At 54.1% G+C, this 18,639-nt stretch carries 17 protein-coding genes; 4 read left to right on the forward strand and 13 right to left on the reverse strand.

The features are described from left to right. Positions 1-22 precede the first annotated feature (22 nt). From H6G13_RS06570 to H6G13_RS06610, 9 genes are all read right to left on the reverse strand, one after another. On the reverse strand, positions 23-820 hold the full coding sequence (locus H6G13_RS06570; RefSeq protein ID WP_190482349.1) for an energy-coupling factor transporter transmembrane component T: 798 nt from the start codon (positions 818-820) through the stop codon (positions 23-25). Beyond that, positions 821-2,569: an ATP-binding cassette domain-containing protein gene (locus H6G13_RS06575; protein ID WP_190482350.1), complete on the reverse strand. Its 1,749-nt coding sequence runs from the start codon at positions 2,567-2,569 to the stop codon at positions 821-823. Positions 2,570-2,639: 70 nt separating this feature from the next. Next, positions 2,640-3,239 (reverse strand): hypothetical protein, encoded by a 600-nt coding sequence (locus tag H6G13_RS06580; protein ID WP_190482351.1) that lies wholly within the window; start codon positions 3,237-3,239, stop codon positions 2,640-2,642. A 756-nt stretch (positions 3,240-3,995) separates the two neighbouring features. Further along, positions 3,996-4,712 (reverse strand): peptidase E, encoded by a 717-nt coding sequence (locus H6G13_RS06585; protein WP_190482352.1) that lies wholly within the window; start codon positions 4,710-4,712, stop codon positions 3,996-3,998. A gap of 119 nt (positions 4,713-4,831) precedes the next feature. Then, positions 4,832-6,232 carry a 2-succinylbenzoate--CoA ligase gene (locus H6G13_RS06590; protein ID WP_190482353.1) on the reverse strand — a complete coding sequence of 467 codons (1,401 nt, stop codon included), beginning with the start codon at positions 6,230-6,232 and terminating at the stop codon, positions 4,832-4,834. Continuing rightward, the gene (locus tag H6G13_RS06595) at positions 6,217-7,179 is read right to left on the reverse strand and encodes an o-succinylbenzoate synthase (protein WP_190482354.1); all 963 of its coding nucleotides are present in this window, start codon (positions 7,177-7,179) and stop codon (positions 6,217-6,219) included. Before H6G13_RS06595 ends, H6G13_RS06590 begins: the two co-directional genes overlap by 16 nt. Next, positions 7,179-8,087: a 2-carboxy-1,4-naphthoquinone phytyltransferase gene (gene menA / locus H6G13_RS06600; protein WP_190482355.1), complete on the reverse strand. Its 909-nt coding sequence runs from the start codon at positions 8,085-8,087 to the stop codon at positions 7,179-7,181. The genes H6G13_RS06595 and menA overlap by 1 nt, the downstream gene beginning before the upstream one ends. Positions 8,088-8,480: 393 nt before the next feature. Continuing rightward, complete coding sequence (locus H6G13_RS06605; RefSeq protein ID WP_190482356.1) at positions 8,481-8,846, reverse strand: DUF1823 family protein; 366 nt, start codon at positions 8,844-8,846, stop codon at positions 8,481-8,483. 65 nt (positions 8,847-8,911) lie between these two features. Then, positions 8,912-9,826: an alpha/beta hydrolase gene (locus H6G13_RS06610; protein ID WP_242028169.1), complete on the reverse strand. Its 915-nt coding sequence runs from the start codon at positions 9,824-9,826 to the stop codon at positions 8,912-8,914. Positions 9,827-10,320: 494 nt separating this feature from the next. Between H6G13_RS06610 and H6G13_RS06615 the strand changes: the two genes are divergently transcribed. Continuing rightward, on the forward strand, positions 10,321-10,806 hold the full coding sequence (locus H6G13_RS06615; RefSeq protein WP_190482357.1) for a hypothetical protein: 486 nt from the start codon (positions 10,321-10,323) through the stop codon (positions 10,804-10,806). Positions 10,807-11,007: 201 nt separating this feature from the next. Here the strand turns inward: H6G13_RS06615 and mtnC are convergent, their stop codons facing one another. The 3 genes from mtnC to mtnB form a co-directional block, all read right to left on the reverse strand. Further along, positions 11,008-11,736: an acireductone synthase gene (mtnC, locus tag H6G13_RS06620; protein WP_190482358.1), complete on the reverse strand. Its 729-nt coding sequence runs from the start codon at positions 11,734-11,736 to the stop codon at positions 11,008-11,010. A 173-nt stretch (positions 11,737-11,909) separates the two neighbouring features. Further along, positions 11,910-12,461, reverse strand: coding sequence for a cupin domain-containing protein (locus tag H6G13_RS06625; protein ID WP_190482359.1), 552 nt, complete (start codon positions 12,459-12,461; stop codon positions 11,910-11,912). Between the two features lie 116 nt (positions 12,462-12,577). Then, positions 12,578-13,201: a methylthioribulose 1-phosphate dehydratase gene (gene mtnB, locus H6G13_RS06630; protein ID WP_190482360.1), complete on the reverse strand. Its 624-nt coding sequence runs from the start codon at positions 13,199-13,201 to the stop codon at positions 12,578-12,580. Positions 13,202-13,522: 321 nt separating this feature from the next. On the opposite strand from mtnB, the gene H6G13_RS06635 reads away from it, so the two are divergent. Then, positions 13,523-14,242, forward strand: coding sequence for an ABC transporter ATP-binding protein (locus H6G13_RS06635; RefSeq protein ID WP_190482361.1), 720 nt, complete (start codon positions 13,523-13,525; stop codon positions 14,240-14,242). 216 nt (positions 14,243-14,458) lie between these two features. Next, the gene (locus H6G13_RS06640) at positions 14,459-15,373 is read left to right on the forward strand and encodes a tetratricopeptide repeat protein (protein ID WP_190482362.1); all 915 of its coding nucleotides are present in this window, start codon (positions 14,459-14,461) and stop codon (positions 15,371-15,373) included. 58 nt (positions 15,374-15,431) lie between these two features. Here the strand turns inward: H6G13_RS06640 and ttcA are convergent, their stop codons facing one another. Next, a complete protein-coding gene (gene ttcA / locus H6G13_RS06645) occupies positions 15,432-16,334 on the reverse strand; it encodes a tRNA 2-thiocytidine(32) synthetase TtcA (RefSeq protein WP_190482363.1) in 903 nt (300 codons plus the stop codon). A 166-nt stretch (positions 16,335-16,500) separates the two neighbouring features. Between ttcA and H6G13_RS06650 the strand changes: the two genes are divergently transcribed. Further along, the gene (locus H6G13_RS06650) at positions 16,501-18,633 is read left to right on the forward strand and encodes a cation:proton antiporter (RefSeq protein WP_190482364.1); all 2,133 of its coding nucleotides are present in this window, start codon (positions 16,501-16,503) and stop codon (positions 18,631-18,633) included. Positions 18,634-18,639: the final 6 nt, after the last annotated feature.

The raw sequence follows: 18,639 nt of genomic DNA on the forward strand, positions 1-18,639 counted from the left end.
TCGCAAACTCAATGAGTTGCCATTAGCTAGAACCATCAGAGGAGCCAGAGAACCAAGGTAGCCAGGAATCTGGCAACCCACCTACCCGATCTGCCAAAGCTAGACCTAGGACTGCTACCCCGATGAGCAGCATAATCCAGTCCAAGAGATTCAGCTTCCCCAGCCCCGACGATTTGCGGCCAAAACCTCGGGTTTCCAGAGTGGCCATTAAGGTAGGTGCCCGTCGCAGCACCGCAAATAAAATGGGTAACGACAGCCTCATAGAGTTCCAAACCAGCTTGAAAATGTTCTTCGTGTCCAACTCAACACCCTTGAGCTGCATTGCTTTGCTGATTTGCATAGCTTCAGCCAGGGTGGTGTAAAGCAGGCGGTAAGACAGCCCTACTGCAAAGGCAACAATTCCAGGTAAGCGCAGCCCTCGCAGCCCTCGCGTCAGGTCATTGGGGTCCATCGTAGAGAGCAAGCTGATGCTGACGACAATGGCAGCTGTCCAAGCCAGAATCAGGCGCAGTTCAGTTGTTGCAACCTCTATCACTTTGCCGTAATCTCCTGCTAGGATTGCGCCTCCCGCCGGGATGATCATCAGCACGATGAAGGTCGGTAGGTGAATTGCCCACAATACAGCCAGCCATTTCCAGGGAGTGCGTGCCAGTACAGCAGTAAGAAATCCTAGGACGACGGGCACCAGCATCCATTGCCAGGTTGGAGCCACAAATAGATAAAAAAATAGTAGAAGCAGCAACAGGATTTTTACGCGCGGATCTCGGTCATGAACGACCGTATCGTAATCTCGATAAAGGACAGGTACACGAGCTGTCATCTAGGCCTCCTGGTATTGAGATAGTTTTGCAATCAACTCATCGACCGTTGTGGCCTGAGTCTCTAACCGCTGAGCGAGCTGAGCCGCATAGGGGGGATGAATATATAGATCGGAAAGTTGAGGCCAATTTTGCTCGGCAAACACCTCTTGCACCGACCCTTGCAGCACGATCTGTCCCCGATCCATTACGGTGATGGTGTCTGCAACTTCAGCAACAAAATCGACATCGTTTTCGGTGATTAGAATGGCTTTACCCATGTCACGGAGCCGGGCAATAGTTTCCTTGAGCTTGCGGCGGGAAGTTGCACTCAGCCCAACCGAGGGCTCATCTAGCGAAATGACCTGAGGGTCAACGGCTAAGGCCTCTGCAATCGTAACCAGTCGGCGCAACCCTGCAGGGAGTAGCACCGGGTCTTGATCAAGCAGCTTTTCTGAAATGCCGACCAGCTCGCAAGCTTGGGAAATCTTTTGTTGAATATACTGGTCGTCGTATCGCTGATGCTTACCAAATAACCCTTTGCGTTTGTATTGACGCTCCCGCAGCGGAAACCTAATTTCATCCCTGACGCTACGTTCGGTAATGTGTTCGTCTGGGTTTTGAAACACGGTGCCGACTTTCATGGCTAAATCGGTTGCACTGCTGCACTGGGTATCAATGCCGCAAACAGAAACCTTTCCGTTGCTGGGTTTTAACAGGCCTGCAATATTTAGCACTAGGGTGGTCTTACCGGCGCTGCTGTTGCCTACAATGGCACGGACTTCTCCTTCCCGCAGGGCGAAGTTCACGTCTTTCAGAGCTTGAGTGCCGTCTGGGTAACAGAAGCTGAGCTGTTCAACTTGCACTAGGGTTTGACCAAGCTGAGGATCAGTTACTGAGGCCCCGTTGCCTAACTGCTGCTGTCTAGGCTCTGGGCCGAACTTAGGATCAAAAGCCTGCTCAAACTCCTCGAAGGTTAAGGGAGAACTGGGTAATCCTAACGCGCGAGCCAGCCGCAAGCTCACAGGAGGCGTCGCATCTGCATGGGATACCAGGTCGTCATCGCGCAGAATATCCTCTGGCTTCCCTTCGGCAACAACACTTCCATCAACAATGACCAGAATGCGATCAGCAATCTCTTGCAGCAGATGGGTGTCTTGCTCGACCACCACCAGCGTTTTTTCTCCGGCCAAGTCTTCAATAATTTGACGGACTTTGTCTTGTCCCCGTGGGTCGAGACGATCGATTGCTTTGTCGAAAATCAGAATTTGGGGGTCGAGGGCAAGGGTCGCTGCGATCGCAAGCCGCTGTTGCTGTCCCCCCGAAAGCTCCCACACTCGCTTCTTCTGCAGCTCGTCGAGGTTTAACCCCACCTGATTTAGCAAATCTCGCGCCCGGTTTTCTGCCTCCTGATCCGAGAAACCCCGATTTATTAAGGGATTTTTAACTTCATCGAGTACTTTTAACTGCGTCAGTTGTCCGGCATAGTCTTCAAACACCATGCCAATGGGATGGTCAGCCTCTTCGTCCTGATTAGTCTGGGAAGGCTGGTGCCCATTCCGATGCACCTCCATTTCGCCGGAGGTTTCGCCCCCTGTGATGCGAGGTGCAAGCCCTGCAATCGCCATACACAACGTCGTTTTTCCGGCTCCAACGGGTCCAATAATCCCTAGGATTTCTCCTTTTTGAATGTCAAATGACACCCTATCCAAGGCACTCTTTTCAACTCCGGGGTAGGTGAACTTAAAATCTTTGGCTTTGACAATTTGCATAGATTTTTCCTTCCTACTTGCTGAGCATTAATGTCGTTGGCTACCCCTACGGAGCTAAAAATTGCACGTTCTAACTTGCGTTAGCAAAACCAGGCAAACGTCTTTTTCTGCGGTAATACTCAATTCCACGAGGAGCAAATCCTAAATATCGTTCAACTCGTCCATACAGCCGGGGCATGAGCAAAACTGCTGGAATTGCTCCTAAAATGATGCCGTCGTTGATGGTGTTGCCAATAGCACTCCAAATAGCAACTCGCAATAACTCTTGATCAAACAGGAGCAGCGCAGTCACTTCAATCACCGCATGCAGGAAGCCGGATACCAATACCGCAAAGGCTAAGCGAGCTTTGTTTAAGGGGCGATTGCCGACGATATAGCCACCTACAACAAACCCTACAAGGTAGCCTATAGCTCCAATCGGATCATCAATCTCATATCCCTCAAGCAAATCCCGCAAAAACTCCCCTAGCATTCCGCCCAACCCAACAGCAAGGAGCGGCCCCCAAGCTCTTGGAACCAGGGCCGCAAATACCATCGGGATGAAAAAGGGCTTGAAATCGATATCAACCGGAATTTCAGGAATTGCTTCCACCAAAGTCAAAGCAAGGAAAAACGATACTGCAACGACGACCGAAACTACAGTCAGCTTAGGAATATTGGCACTTTGCATAGAGAAATCCCTATAACTTTAAATCAATTGTTTGCCTGAGAAACCACTTTTTAACTGACAAACAAGAAGAAGAAAATGCCTTTTTGTCTTGCAGAACACAATTCTCAAATTTAAGGTCGAATTAACCTTTTCTTATCCTAAACAAAGCGTTTCTCAAGCACTTTGATTTTTGCAGATTGGTCAACAGTGCGTTTATAACTTTAGAGGGAATTGTACAAAGGCACGTTATTTATAAGCCGGGAAAAAAAGCGCTACCCACTCTTGAGATAAGCAAAGCATAGGGCTGGCATTTGCAGTACTTGCGCTTATTTCCGTCCTCTCTAGCAATTTGAATCTGGCCATCAATCTGCACGATCTAAACTTGATCGTGTCAGAGCTAATAGATAACCTCTCTAGTCATCAATAGTGATGATTAAGAATGGAACTTATGTATTTACGAGAAAACCAGAGCAGCGGAACACACCTTTTCAAGCATTGAAGATCTTGGGCAGGAAGATCTTTTTCTCACCAGGCGGGTATGCATTCTGCTTTCCGAGCGATCGCTTCTGTTTTCGCCAAGATATGTGCTCCACTACCTTGTCTCTGCAATAAGTTGATCCATAGTCGATCAATCTGAAGCCAGTTCTAAGCAGTTCGGCCCGTGAGCCCACCCAGGATCAGGACAGTTCGATCAGCAGATGCTGTGACCACTAACGCTTATTCGCAGCATCGGGTTTGACCTCTACGTTGGCAAGACTGAGGCTATGTGCGATCGCATCATTCCAGCGCACCGCCTAAATAAGTAGGCGTCAAAACGGTTTCTGTCACCGAATCTCCGCATTTCTCCACGCGGTAGGCTTTAGCCTCAAGGTGAGAACTCACAACTTTCTCTATCTGCTCGTTCACGAAATGTAGCGCAACCCCATCATCTGCTGCGTACCCATTGCTTAAGAGACTATTTGCTATAAGCTGATGATAAATAGGTCTTCTTTGAGGATGGTTATAGTGGGGAGAATGGCTGCCCTTGATGAATCCTAAACACTTCAACGGATTTAATTGCCCTGGCAGGTAGTCACTGACGCCTTCTTCAAACCAACAGAGTGACCCCGCACTTACCCCACAAAGAATTGTGCCTTTCTCCCAAGCTTCTTTGATAATTTGATCAAGTTCCCAAGCTTTCCACAGAGCCAATAAATTTCTTGTGTTGCCGCCACCCACATAAAGGATGTCTTGCTCCAACACAAAAGACCGTAGATCAACGGTGGGAGGGCTAAATAAAGAAAGGTGGCAGGGAGTGCAGGAAAACTGCATAAAGGCAGCGTAGAACTGAACAATATAAGAATCGCGATCGCCACCCGCTGTTGGCACCAAGCAAACTCGTGGTTTGTCTTTAGCAGCTAGGTTTAGGATGTACTGTTCGATTAATGGGTTGTCAGGCTCCTTTGAAAAACCGCCGCCACCTATTGCAACAATCTGGCGTTTGATTTCAGACATAGCACTTTCAATTCAAAAAATTCCTTCTACACAGTTAACGCTTGCTAAGCGCACACCGTATTCTCAGTCATTAAGCTGTCTTGCGCGGCAGCCTAGACACAGTTTAGCCATGTCATCCACTACGAGACACTCTTCAACCGCTGCTTGGCTAGCTGTAAAACTGCCTGACGGTTGACCTTGCCCTGCGCATTAAGCAGCAGAGACTCAACCGCGATCCAGTGCTTAGGCTGCTTAAACTTGCTTAGCTGAGGCATAATTTGCTGCCGCAGTTTCCCCACTTCCGGGCCTGCCTCCCCCGGCACATACACAGCCGTTACCACCTGCCCCCAATCGGGGTCTGTTAGGCCCACCACGCACACGTCACTCACTAAGCCCGTCTCTCGAATCACTCGCTCCACTTCCTCAGGAAACACCTTTTCACCCCCGGTGATGATCTTCGTACTGTTGCGGCCCACGACAGACAGGTAGCCCTGTTCATCCAAGTAGCCCAAATCGCCGGGAAGAAAGCCGCGCCAGCCCTCAACACCAGTTGGGACTGACTGGGAACCAAAGTGTGTTTGGATATAGCGATGGGCTAGCGATCGCACATACACACAGATCTGCCCCACCTCCCCTGGCGGCAGCACGGCCCCTGCCTCATCCCAGATCTCAATCCGGGCATGGGGCAGCACTCGCCCCGCACAGTTCCGCCCGCTGAGAAATTCTGCAGGCAGCAAAGTTGCTACCTGCGCTGCCGTCTCGGTCATGCCGTAGGTAAGCGCAACTGGCACTGCCTGTAGCCGCGCCTGCTCCAGCAGAGCTGACCAGGCGGGCGCTCCCCCCAATAGCACCGCCTGAAATTGGCTCAGCCAGGTTGCCGCTCCCTGGGTTAAGAGCCGCTGCAGCTGAGTTGGCACCAGGGAGATAAAGCTGCCTTGGGCTGGAAGGGTCAATCGATTGCCGGTGCTCAATGCTTTAAACGGCTGAATTGCCAGCCTGCCCCTAGAGATAAACGCCCGCAGCGCCTGCATCAGCCCGCTAACGTGATACAGCGGCAGCACACAGTAGGCATGGACCTGCCCCACCTGAAAATGCTGCTGAAAGCCCTCAACCGCCGCCACAAGCGTTTCCCAGCTATGCACTGCAAACTTAATCTGTCCCCCAGATCCCCCAGTGGGAATGCCAACCCTGCCCCGTTCCAAGGCCAGCAGAGGCGCTGTCTGTGGGGGCAGGCAGTTGGGGGGCAGATCTCCCCAAATTGTGTCGGGTTTGCCCTGCGCCCACACCTGCTGCCACTCGCGCTCACCCCAGTCAGGGCTGCCTAGGTAAATCGGGCAATCTGCCGCCCAGGCCGCCCAGAAAGTAGAGAGAAACTTGAGCGGATCGCGTTCTGTAATTAGCACGACTGGAGATGCCTGCTCTCGGCACTGCTCTATCTGCACCTCGACCCTTTGCCAAAATACCTGACTGTCTATCCCCACCAGCCAGTCATCGCCCCACCGCTGCTGTAAAACCTCTCTAGGGTTCAAACTGCTTCCCATAGCTGCTCCGCTGGGAGACTATCCCAATCATCATCAAACAGGCTGCCAGTGCCAAAGCCCAAGGCCCTTTTGGGGTTGAGCGAGATTTCCTGAGCTAGTGCGATCGCACCCCGTCTCCCTACCCCAGTTTCCAGAGCCGAAGACAGCACCACATCCAGAGAGCGATCGCAAATAAACCGCGTCAACTCAGCCGGATAGCCACAAATAGTAGGTTTAACGACGTAGATCCCTGACCACTGCAGCCGCCAACAGCCCTCAAGCTGGGCCAAAGTCGCCACCGATTCATCCAAGGCAATCGGGGTTTGACAGCGCTGGCTTAAACGCTGTAAAGCCTCAAACTGCTCAGGCGGCAAGGGCTGTTCTAGAAACTCGATCTTTCCAGGCAGCGCATCACAAGCTTCTAGCCATTGCGCTGCCTCCACTTCTGTCAGGCCCCCATTGGCATCGAGCCGCAGTTGCCCCTCCGATGGCAATTCCCTCGCTAGAGCCTGTAAGCCCTCCAGTTCAATGTCTAGGGCCTGCACGCCCACCTTCCACTTAAAAGTGCGGTGTCCTTGCTGCCATAGGGGTTGCCACCGATGCAGCGCCGCTTCCCCCGCTGGCAGCAGGCCGCAAATCGCTCTCGGTTCCAGTTTTGGCAGGGGTAAAAGAGCCTCTAAATCGGCTAGGGCCAGCCCAAAGCCAAACTGACAGGCGGGCAGCGCTGCCGAAATTTCTCGCAACTGCAGATCATCCTGCCAGCCGCTCAGGCTTTGACAAAACGCTAGGGCCGCTGCCGTTGTCTCAGAGCCAAACCAAGGAATCGGCGCAACCTCGCCATAGCCTACACGGCCTGTCGGGTCGGTCAGCCTGAGCAAAATCCCCTGCCGCACCGACCACAGCCCATGCGCCGTTTTTAGCGGCTGACAGAACGGCCTCTCGTAAGGACGATACTCAACCCACCGCATCAGACGCCGGTAGGCAGCAGTAGCCCCAGCGCCAGCAGCACGCCGCTCCAGAAGTGAAAGCCAATGGCAATGAACTTAGAGTTACTGACCTTTTCCGGCACGTGATGGAATTGCCCCACATACTGGCTCAGCCTTACTGCTGGAGGCACACTGGCTAGCACCAGCAGCGTCCACAGCGGGAAATAATCAGCCGCTACAGCAAAGACGATTAGAGCAAAGACGCTGGCACAGGCCCAGGGAATCAGAGCTGCCCCGCGCTTTGTCCCCATCCTGACAATGGGCGATCGCTTGCCTGCGGCGAGGTCATCTTCGACCTGATGAAAGTGCGAGCAAAACAGCACCAGCGTGGTTGTCAGGCCGATGATTAAGCCCGCTAGCTGGCTACTCCACGACCAGGTCTGGGCCTGACTGTAGTAAGCCGCTCCCACACCCAAAGGCCCAAAGGCCAGGAAGCAGAGGATTTCGCCTAGCCCCTGATAGCCCAATCGAAATGGCGGCCCTTGATAAAGGTAGCCCAGCCCGCAACAGGCCAAAATCAGGGCCAACACTGTGGGGTCTTGCTGGCCGATTGCGATCGCAACAATCCCCGCAATACCAACTCCCAAAAACAGATTACTAATCCAAAAGATCATCCGCTTATTGCGGGTTAGGTTGACCAAAGAATGGGCTTTGTTCACATCAATGCCCGTCTCTGAGTCAAAGACATCATTGCTGAGGTTTTCCCAGGCCAAAATCAGCACGGCAGACAGGGCAAAGGTACAGAAAACGCCTGCCTTAAAGACCTGAGTTTCAGCATAGGCGGCGGCGCTGCCCACCAAAATCGGCATAACTGCCACGCTATACATCGGTGGCTTAATAGCAGCAAGCCAGAGCTTACGAGGGGTGTATTGAACCGAGCGAGTGGTCATCGTCTACGTTTTTACTCCAGGGCTAGCATATCGCTTTCCCTAAACCCGCTCAAAGGCCTTTCCTCAGTGGCATTGAGGCCCGTAAATCTGACGAGGGCGCGGCCCCTCAGCCTCAAAATTCAGTAAATTCCCTTAGCAATTCTTCAAGGAGCGCGGTCCATATTAGAAGCATCGACCCAGTCTGCAGCGATTTCTTATCTCATCTAGCCAAATTAGCAATGGATTTTCAAGTTCCTGCTCACTGTCACAAGCTTTTCCTCGACTCCCAACCCCGCAGCGAGCAGGCGGCCTAGGAGCCGACTAGGAGTCAACAAGTTTCTCCCTTCGAGAAAAAGTGGTTTGAGAGCCACAGGACGCAGAGTTATCTGCGTCCTTTTTTTTGTTTGGCCTGCCTTACTCGGTTGGATGCGCCTTCAGGTAGCTCAGCAGCCAGTTAGCCATTGTTGCGCGGCGGGTCAGCCGGGGAACGAGCTGATCGATACTGTAGCCCTTAAAGCCAAGCTGCTCTTTCAGCAGCTGCTTATTTTCAGGGGGGATAGAGCGGGTGAGCTGCACAGTGGCCGGACGGCTTTCGATAAAGTTGGGCGGCTCAGGGTATTTCTCGCTCCAGGCGGGCTCTACGTGAGCGGTGTTCCAACCCTCTGCGGTCTGCTGGTAGCCCAGGTAGTACCAGACCAGGCGGTTGACGGTGTCGTCGTCTAGCTTCTCGTTGAGGATGGCCCAAATGGTGTCTGTATTCAGGGGGGGCAGGTCAGGCATGGCGGCAGCGCTAGGATTGGGATGTCAGTTATTTTAAGGGTTTGACGGGCGCTGCTAAGAGCGCTTTAGGCAGAGGCGATTCCCTCTTCAGCCCTAATCACGTCTAGCGTCTGCTGCAGCTCTTTCTCATGAAACCAGCCGATGAATCCGGAGTAGAGGCACTGGCCATCGGGAGCCGCTACGTAGATGTGTAGGATTCCGAGGGAATTTCTCCAGGTGCGCAAAGTGCTGCCGTCTTTGAGCGCGATTAGGGTCTTGGCTTTGGCAAAATCTCGGGGATGTCCGTCAGTCACCCACTCAATTGCTCGCAGGCGGTTGATCACCGGAATAATGACTAGCGGCTCGCCCCGATTGGTATCGGTCCAAAATTCCTGAATGGCTGAAGCGACAGCGGGGTGATTCCGCATGACCGCATGGGATAGCCCCGGCAGACAAAGAAACTGGGCATTGGCGAACTGGGTGCAGGCTACGGGTACAGTGCCGTCGCTGCCGCCATCAATGTCGCCCGCAATGATCAAAGTGGGAATTTGGGCGGCAATGGGTTCTGCGATCGCACATCGAGTTTTGCCCAGATCTGCTGCAATACCCACCCCAAAGCCTATGGGATCTATCAGCCTGCTCAGGTCAGAACCGCCCACCGGAGAAGCCACCAGCACCAGGGAATGAACCCGGCTCCACCACTCTGGATGACGATGCAACAGTTCCAGCCAGATTAGCCCACCCATCGAATGGCCCACAATCCGTAGGGGTAAATCAGGGTGCTGAGCGAGAGTTTGTCGAGCAATCTGCTCCGCCGCCTCAATTAGGGGCATTATTCTCAGCCACGTCTGGAGGTAGCCGAGGCTAGGGGCCACAATATGCGCCTGTGGGGTTGCTAGTGCCTGTGCTAGAGCCAGCATGGCCCGGTTGTCGTCAGCCCATCCATGTTGAGCAAACAGAATAAAACCAGGCGAGGCCAAATCCATAAAAGAAGAATACATAGCGCAGAATGTAAGTGAAGTATAGGCGTCGGCCAACCTTATTGTTAGTCTCTCCGACTACTCCTATCTGTCTTTTGAAGGAGACCTTTTGACAGAGGGAACTAAGCAGTATGGTCGTTAGACTCTTGAGTGTTGTGACAGATAATGTGCCAGTTTGGCCGAGTGACCTTTTGGTGGGGTCAATTTGATCCACTGCTCGACCTTGTTTGGCGGCTTTAAGCGACCCGATCTGAAGCTTGAGGCCCTTGTAGCGTCTCCCTTTGAGGGATTTACCGGAATGGCTCTTAATGCCAAAGAGATTGCTGTTGCCACTGCACTAAGTGGCATAAAGGTGCAATCCATTCCCTCTCTCTTAGCGCTACAACTATGAATACGAGGGCGAGCAACACCTCAAACTCGACACTCAAACCTCCCTGAATCAGCAAGGCTCAAACAACCTCTAACGCCTCAGGGAATGTCTCAACTACACGCAGTCTGTTTCTTGGAGAACGTTCATGAAAGCTCGTCTATTCACTTCTATCTCTTTGGGTCTCGCTGCTGCTGCGATCGCAGTTATGCCCACTGCTGCTAACGCTCAAACCGCCGCTACAGACTACAACTACATCGGTGCTGGTGTCGGCGCTGGTGGCCTAGGTGGCAGCAACATCGGTCTATCTGTTAACAGCAAGCTCTCCGTTGCTGACCAGGTTTCTGTTCGCCCCGGTGTAATCACCAACTTTGACTTCGACAGCGAAGGCACCATCATCTCTGTGCCTGTGACCTACGACCTAGGTGCCATCACTGATGATGGTCGTCTGCTGCCCTACGTCGGCGGCGGTGTCTCTGTTGTCACTGGCGGTAACACCTCAGTAGGTCCGATGGCAACTGCAGGTGTTGACTATCTGCTGACCGACAACTTCGTCCTCAACGGCGGCGTCAACGTGTCTTTCACCGGCAACACCCGCGTTAATGGCACTCTGGGCGTAGGCTACACGTTCTAGGCTGAAGCGCTACAGACCTTGAAGGCTGATCTAGCTTTCAACCTTCAAGGTTCACCCTTAGGTAAAAGGTTGCTCTCCTAAGTTCTTTAAAGTAGCTGACAAGGATATGAAGCTGACCCGTCTGGGAAGGTTTCATATCCTTTTTGTGTTGTGTATTTGTCAGGCTACTCGGTTGGGCGGGCACTGCCCCTCGGAGAAATTCTAGATGGTGTCAAAGTTCTCAATGAGCGGAAAGCTTTCAGCGTCTTTGGAGGGGTTGCCGGGGCGATAGGAAAACAGGGTTTTCATGCCGGCTGCCTGGGCTGCTTGGAGCTCTGCAGCGATATCAGAGATGAAAAGGATTTGCTCTGGAGGCAGGCCGATAGTAGAAGCAATTTTCTGGTAGCTTTCAGCTTCTTTTTTCGGGCCGGTAGTGGTGTCGAAATAGCCGCTGAGCCAGGTTGTCAAATCGCCTTGATCAGTGTGGGCAAACAGCAGCTTTTGCGCCTGGATGCTGCCCGAGGAGAAGATAAATAGCGCTTTACCCGCCGCTTTCCAGCGCTTAAAAGCGGGATAGACATCGGGGTAGATTTGGGATTGGAGGCTGCCGTCGGCGTAGCCCTGGTTCCACAGTTTGCCCTGGAGGGATTTGAGGCCGATGGACTTGCGATCGCACCCAATCAAATACTGAATATACGCCACTGCTGCTGTCGGCTCGTCCCCCTGCCAGTCCGGCAGATCCAGCCCTTGAACCCGGTCTGCTTCATACTCCTGTCGCAGCAGAGCCAGGTCGGCCTGAACCGCTGCCTCCTGTCCGTGGGCCTGGAGGAATCTTTCAGCTTGGTCGCGGGCAAAGGGAAAGAGGACGCCAAACACGAAGTCTACAGGGGTAGTCGTGCCCTCAATATCTAGAAGAATCGCCTCAACCTGATCTGAAATTCGCTCTGCCATTGCCCATCCCCGCGCATCAGTTAAACCTGTAGGGTGGGTTGAGGCTTTGCAAAACCCACAATCCTCGCCAATGTTGGGTTTCACGTCTTCGACCCAACCTACCAGTCGAATGGTCCTAAGTTGCTGTAGTGCATTAGTAGTAAGGGGGCATCATCGCATGACGCCCCCATTTGCTAAGCCGTTACAAAAGCAGGGCCAAAGCACATCGGCACATAGCTCTGCTCTTTAGCGCTTTCGGTGTAGTGGGGAGCCCAACCCGACATCTCCTGAAACATGCGAATGGCGCGAATTCTGCGATCGCCGCAGAGTCCAAACCAGTGGTGCGTGCCGCGCGGCACGACCAGCAGATCTCCCGGCCCAACCTCAATGCCAACGACCGGACCAGTCTTCGGATTGATATGGAAAAGCCCGTGTCCAGACAGTGTGAAGCGCACCTCGTCTTCATCGTGCCAGTGCTCTTTACTGAACTTATCCAGCATGACCTCCAGGTTGGGAGTGTCGGGCTTGATATCGATCACGTCGGCGGTAACATACGCCCCAGACTGCTTCAGCACTTCAATTTCTTTAGAGTATGCCGCTAGCACCTCTTCAGCCGTGGCCTCTTCTGGCAGCGGGTGGGATGGTTCCCAGCGCTCAAAGCCAATGCCGATGTTGGCCAGATAGGCCTTGATCTCTTCGGGATCCGTGATTCTGCGATTTTCTTCAGCGATATTGAGAACAGCCATAGTCACCTCGTAAGAATTCAAAAAAGAGAAGGTTCAAAACTTTAGGAGTGTCACCCATCACCGCATTCAGGGTGGTGATCTGCTCGCCCCGGTGCAACATTCTGGGCTTAAGCGGGCTACATTGCAGGCAGCGTCAGTTTGCGGTAGGTCAATTCAAACAAAAATTCCAAAATTTCCAGGTGTCGTCGTGCCTGAAATAACGTATTACCCCAGGTATACAGGCCATGACCGGATAAAAGAACCCCGTGGGAATGCGGGTTCTGCTGCAAAATAGGGCGGATCTCTTGACTCAACTGCTGCATGTCTTGGGAATTGGGCAGCACCGGAATCTGCACTGTCGTGTCGTGGGTGGTGATGCCCTCTAGACCCTTGAGCATTTCATAGCCCGCTAAAGGCACCGCCCCCTGAGCCGCATAGACAACCGACAGCAGCGTATTAAAAACCGAGTGAGTATGCAGCACCGCTCCGGCCCCAGTCGCTTCGACAATAGCTAAGTGCAGCGGCGTTTCTGCCGAGGCTTTGCCGCTACCCTCAATTACCACCCCCTGCTGGTTCACCCGAATCAGGTCTGCCGGAGTCACCATGCCCTTATCCACTCCACTGGGAGCCATCAGCAGCGCCAGCGGCTCACGACTATCCACCGCACTGAAGTTGCCGCCAGTGCCCGTCGCCCAGCCCTTTCCATGAATCTCCTTAATTACCCAACTCAGCGCTTCCCGCTGATCCGGGGAATACAGCATCGCCTGACTCCTGCCCCTGGCCGCGATAAAAATTCTCCGAATTAAATACAATAGCTTAGAAATTTGGGCTTTATCAGCCGCTTTGTATCGCCGGATACGGGTGCTCTACAAAAGTTAAAGTGCGGGGAGGGAGTTGGGATTGTTAGGCCGCGCTGTGCTTGACACCAACTACGAGGCTTCTTGTCTTCCCCATCTCCTCCCCGCACCCCCATCTCCCCCCCCATCTCCTCCCCGCACCCCCATCTCCCCCCCTTGTGTCCCCCTCCCTAGTGTCTCTTTCGCTGAGATAGAGTAGGCGTATCTCCTACCTTCTCCCACGCCATGACCCATCCCCTGATCGAATTTCGCCACGTTCGCAAGGTCTACGGTGCTGGCAACACAGAAGTTCACGCGCTGTGGGATGTGGATCTGCAGATTGAAACAGGCGAGTACTGTGCCATCATGGGGCCTTCGGGTTCGGGCAAATCCACGGCGATGAATGTCATTGGCTGCCTCGATCGACCTAGTGCAGGCGATTACTATCTAGATGGGGAAAACGTGGCTACCTTGGATGACGATACCCTGGCCCACGTTCGCAACCGCAAGATTGGCTTTGTGTTTCAGCAGTTTCACCTGCTGCCCCAACTGACGGCTCAAGAGAATGTAGAGCTGCCGATGGTCTATGCCAGCGTGCCTGCAGCAGAGCGGCACCAGCGCGCCCAAGAAGCCTTGAAACAAGTAGGCCTGGGGGATCGGATGCAGAACCGCCCCAACCAGCTATCAGGAGGTCAGCAGCAGCGAGTTGCGATCGCACGCGCCATCGTCAACCGGCCTCTGTTGCTACTGGCTGACGAACCCACGGGAGCGCTCGACTCTCGCACCACTCAAGATGTGCTGGATATCTTCTCAGACCTTAATGCCAGCGGCATCACCGTCGTCATGGTGACCCACGAACCTGAGGTTGCCCGCACTACCCGTCGGGTTGTTTGGTTCCGCGACGGGCAGGTGCTCAATGCCCACCTTAGCCCGGATGAGGTGGGGCAGTTGGCGGCGGTGGGTTAGGGGGTGAAGGGTTAGGGGGTAAAGGGTGAAGGGTGGAGTGTTGCGCTTGACACTAAGCCCATAGGGCTGAAACTCAAAACTTAAAGCTTTATCCCCTACCGCTCCTACCTCCCCTCACTCATCCACCCTGCTACCCACCTCGACCCACTCGTGCCAAAGCGCAGATCAGGTGCTAACCTTAGACTCAAATTTCTGCAGCACGCGCTTCAAGTTGCCATGATTTACCGGAAGCAGCTTTGGTATCGGGTTTTGTCTTTTCGCCCTTGGCTGGTGGCGCTGTCTCTGGCGGCTCTTGTAGGGGCGTGGCCTAGTTTTACGGCTGCTCAGAGTGAGCCTGCGCCCCCGACGGCTGCTGAGGCGGAGCTTAATCGAGGCCTCATGCTGATTCAGCAGGGGCAGTTTGAGGCGGCGATGGCGGCTTTTCAGCAGGCGGCGGCGATTGACCCGAGTTTGGCGGCTGCTTACTACAACTTGGGGCTGGGCTATCGGCAGCAGGGCAAGCTGCAGGAGGCGGCGGATGCTTTTTGGCGAGCGACTCAAGCCGACCCTCAGTTTGCGATGGCCTATGCCAACCTGGGTGCGGCCTTAATTGAGGGCACTAACGCTGACCAAGCCCAGTCTTATCTGGAGCGGGCCATCCAGATTCAGCCGGATCTGGGTAATGCTTACTACAATCTGGGGCTGGTATATCAGGCGCAGGGGCGGGTAGAAGATGCGATCGCAACTCTCCAGCGGGCTGCCGAGCTTACGCCTAATGCGCCCGAACCTTATTTCCATGTGGGCCTAATCTACTCTCGTCGCCAACAGTACACCGAGGCCGTAGCGGCCTTTCAAAAAGCTCTGGAGGTGCGGCAGCAGTATCCTGAGGCCCACTACAACCTGGGCATTGCTCTGTTTAATCAGGGGCAAGGAGAACCGGCTCTCGATGCATTTCGATCGGCAACCCAGCTCAATCCTAACTACGCGGATGCTTATTACAGCGCTGGGCTGGTGCTGCTGCAGCAAGGCAAATATGACGAGGCCAAGCGCGTCTTGGAATATGCCAAGGGCCTCTACATCGCCCAGCGCAATCCTCAGTGGGCCGCCACGGCGCAAGCCCAGCTAGACCGCATTCCGGCTACACCGCAGTGAGGGGGGGCAGTCCCCTTGCCTCAAAGACGGCTTTCTCAGGGCTCTAAAAACAAACTGCCTACTGCACCAGAGAAAGCATAGGGTCAAACTCTGCTTCGAGGGCCAGTTCGTTAGCGGCCAGTTCATCAGAAGACAGGGTCTCTGAAGTTGGCAGCTCTGCTGCGCGGATGGCTTCTAACCCAGCAAAATCAAATAAATTTGGATCGGCCAGTTGAGAAGGGGCCACGTTTTGCAGGCTGTGAAACAGCGTTTCTAAGCGGCCTGGCCACTGCCGCTCCCAGTCTTGCAGCATCTGCTTAACTTGCGATCGCTGCAAGTTTTCCTGAGAGCCGCAGAGGGTGCAGGGGATGATGGGAAACTGCCGCTGGCGGGCATAGCGGGCAATATCTTTTTCCGGGCAGTAGGCCAAGGGCCGGATGACGATGTGCTGCCGGTCATCAGTCAGCAGCTTGGGCGGCATGGCCTTGAGTCGTCCGCCGTGAAACAGGTTGAGAAACAGCGTTTCTACCATGTCGTCTCGGTGGTGGCCCAGAGCAATTTTGGTTGCCCCTACTTCAGCAGCGGCTCGGTAGAGTGCGCCCCGACGCAGGCGGGAGCACAGGCTGCACATCGTCTTGCCCTCGGGGATAATGCGCTTGACAGTGCTGTAGGTATCTTGCTCGACGATGCGATAGGGCACCCCAATCGACTCAAAATATTCTGGTAAAACGTGGGCTGGAAAGCCGGGCTGCTTTTGATCTAGGTTAACCGCCAAAAGCTCAAAGTGAACCGGGGCGCTACGCTGAAGCAAGAGGAGGATATCTAGCAGGGTATGGGAGTCTTTGCCGCCAGACAGACAGACCATGACTTTGTCGCCATCCTGGATCATGTCGTAGTCGTGGATAGCTTTGCCGACCTGGCCCCGCAGCCACGACTGGAGCTTTTTGAAGCTCTTGGAGGTGGGAATTTTCACCTCATCCATGAATGGGTTCCTCTGCCTATTTCACTTTTATCCTAATCGCCAGTTTAGCCAAGACTCAAGCACCTGCGCGGGGTATCTTGAAGGGAATTCGCCTCTAAGGCGGAATGTCAAAGAAGTCGCAACTGTTAGTTGAACCAGGGGCATCCCCTTATGTAGTCGGAGGGCTATGAACGCGGTATTAGCTTTTTTTCGGGAAAATCCCATCGGTCTGTTTACCCTACTACTAGCCATCATCCTGACCGTTCCCCCGCTGTTTAAGCAGCTGCGGCTACCAGATCTGGTGGGCCTACTGGCGGCTGGGATAGTGTTTGGCCCGCAGGGGCTAGGCTGGCTAGACGGCAACTCTGAAACAATTGAGCTGCTTTCAGACATTGGGGTGGTGTATCTCTTGTTTGTCGCGGGACTGGAGATTGACCTGGAAGAGTTTCGCAAGATCCGCAACCGCTCGATGAGTTTTGGCCTGCTGACTTTTTCGCTGCCTCTAATCACCGGTACCGTAATTGGCCGATCTTTTGGCTTTGGTTGGAACGCGGCCATTTTGATGGGATCTCTCCTGGCCTCCCACACACCCTTGGGTTATCCAATTGTTCGCAGCTTTGGGGCAGTGCGGGATGAGTCGGTGATTGTCACCATTGGCGGCACTATTTTTACCGACATTGGCGCGCTGCTAGTGCTGGCCCTGTGTGTGGCTTTTAATACTGGGGATCTGACGCTGGCTACTGGGGCACGACTGCTAGGTGCGATCGCACTCTACGTCTTCGTCGTCTTATTCAGCCTAAAACGAATTGGCCGTGCCTTTTTCCGCCGCAGTGGTGACAACGAGGGTAACCAGTTTCTGTTTATCTTGCTGGCCCTGTTTCTAGCAGCAGTAGGGGCCGAGGTAGTTGGCATTGAAAAGATTGTCGGCGCGTTTTTAGCGGGTCTCGCTGTCAACAGTGTGGTGCCCGAAGGTCCGGCAAAGGAAAAGGTAATCTTTGTCGGCAGTGTCCTCTTCATTCCCATCTTCTTTATCGATATGGGGCTGCTCATCGACCTGCCTGCCTTTATTCGCACCCTATCTGCAATCTGGCTATGTTTGGCGATTGTGGTGGGGCTGATTGCCAGCAAGTTTGCCGCCGCCTTTATCACTCGGCTGATGTACCGCTACAGCTGGGCCCAGACTATGACCATCTGGTCTCTCTCTCTGCCTCAAGTGGCGGCGACCCTGGCGGCGACTCTGGTGGGCTACCGGGTGGGGCTACTCAACGATGCCGTACTCAATAGCGTTTTGGTGCTGATGCTGGTCACGGCAACGCTCGGCCCTTCTATCACGGCTCAGGCAGTCCCTCGACTGATCAAGTCGGCCCCCCCGGCTTCCCTTTCCCCCGAAACTACAGGGACTCTAGCCCTGCGGCGAGAGTCTCTAACGCTGCTGGTGCCCGTGGCCAACCCCCTGACCGAGCAGCCCCTGATTCACTTAGCGGCCCGGTTAGTACAGGGTTCTGGCAAATTGATTCCCCTAGCAGTCACCATTGCCCACGCCAAATTGGGCGACGAGCAGCTAGCCGAGGGCATGGCCCGCAGCCAACAGCTGCTGGATCGAGCCGAAGAAACCACCCAAACTCTGCAGGTACAGGCCCAATCGCTGCTGCGCATTGACGACAACATCGCTCAGGGTATCACCCGGGCTGCCCGAGAGCAGCGAACGGATCTCATTTTGATGGGCTGGGGCAAAACCAACACCCTGCAAACTCGGCTGTTTGGCAGCATCATTGACTCGGTTTGCTGGTCGGCTCACTGCCCGGTTGCCGTGACCCGGCTACTAGACGATCCAGGACGGTTCCAGCGAATTTTGGTGCCCTTAAAAGATCTCTCAGAATATGCCCTGGAGCAGGTGCAGCTAGCAGAGCGCCTAGCCCTAAGCACCGAGGGGCAAATTACGCTACTGCACATATACCATCCCCGCACCCCGGCTCAGCAGATTGCCAGCTTCAAGACTCAGCTAGCCCGGTGGATCGACGTTCAGCAGAAGCCGCCTGCCACGATTGAGCTGGTGCCGTCTATTGCGATCGCACAAATCATCACCCGCTTCTCGCGGGCCCATGACCTAGTGATTTTGCGAACCACTCGCCGACAAACTGCGGGCGGGCTGATGGCAGCCAGCGAGGTTACCAACCAGCTGGTCGTCGATCTGGCCTGCTCGGTGATGATGCTGAGCGACCCTCCCAACCTCGCTCAGACAATTCGCCCCTGGTCCGATGATCTGCGGCAAGACCCCCCAAAAGATCCCGACACCTCAGGGAAGAGCTTCCTTGCTTGATTCGCA

Source organism: Pseudanabaena sp. FACHB-2040, assembly GCF_014696715.1.
Lineage (GTDB): Bacteria > Cyanobacteriota > Cyanobacteriia > Phormidesmidales > Phormidesmidaceae > JACVSF01.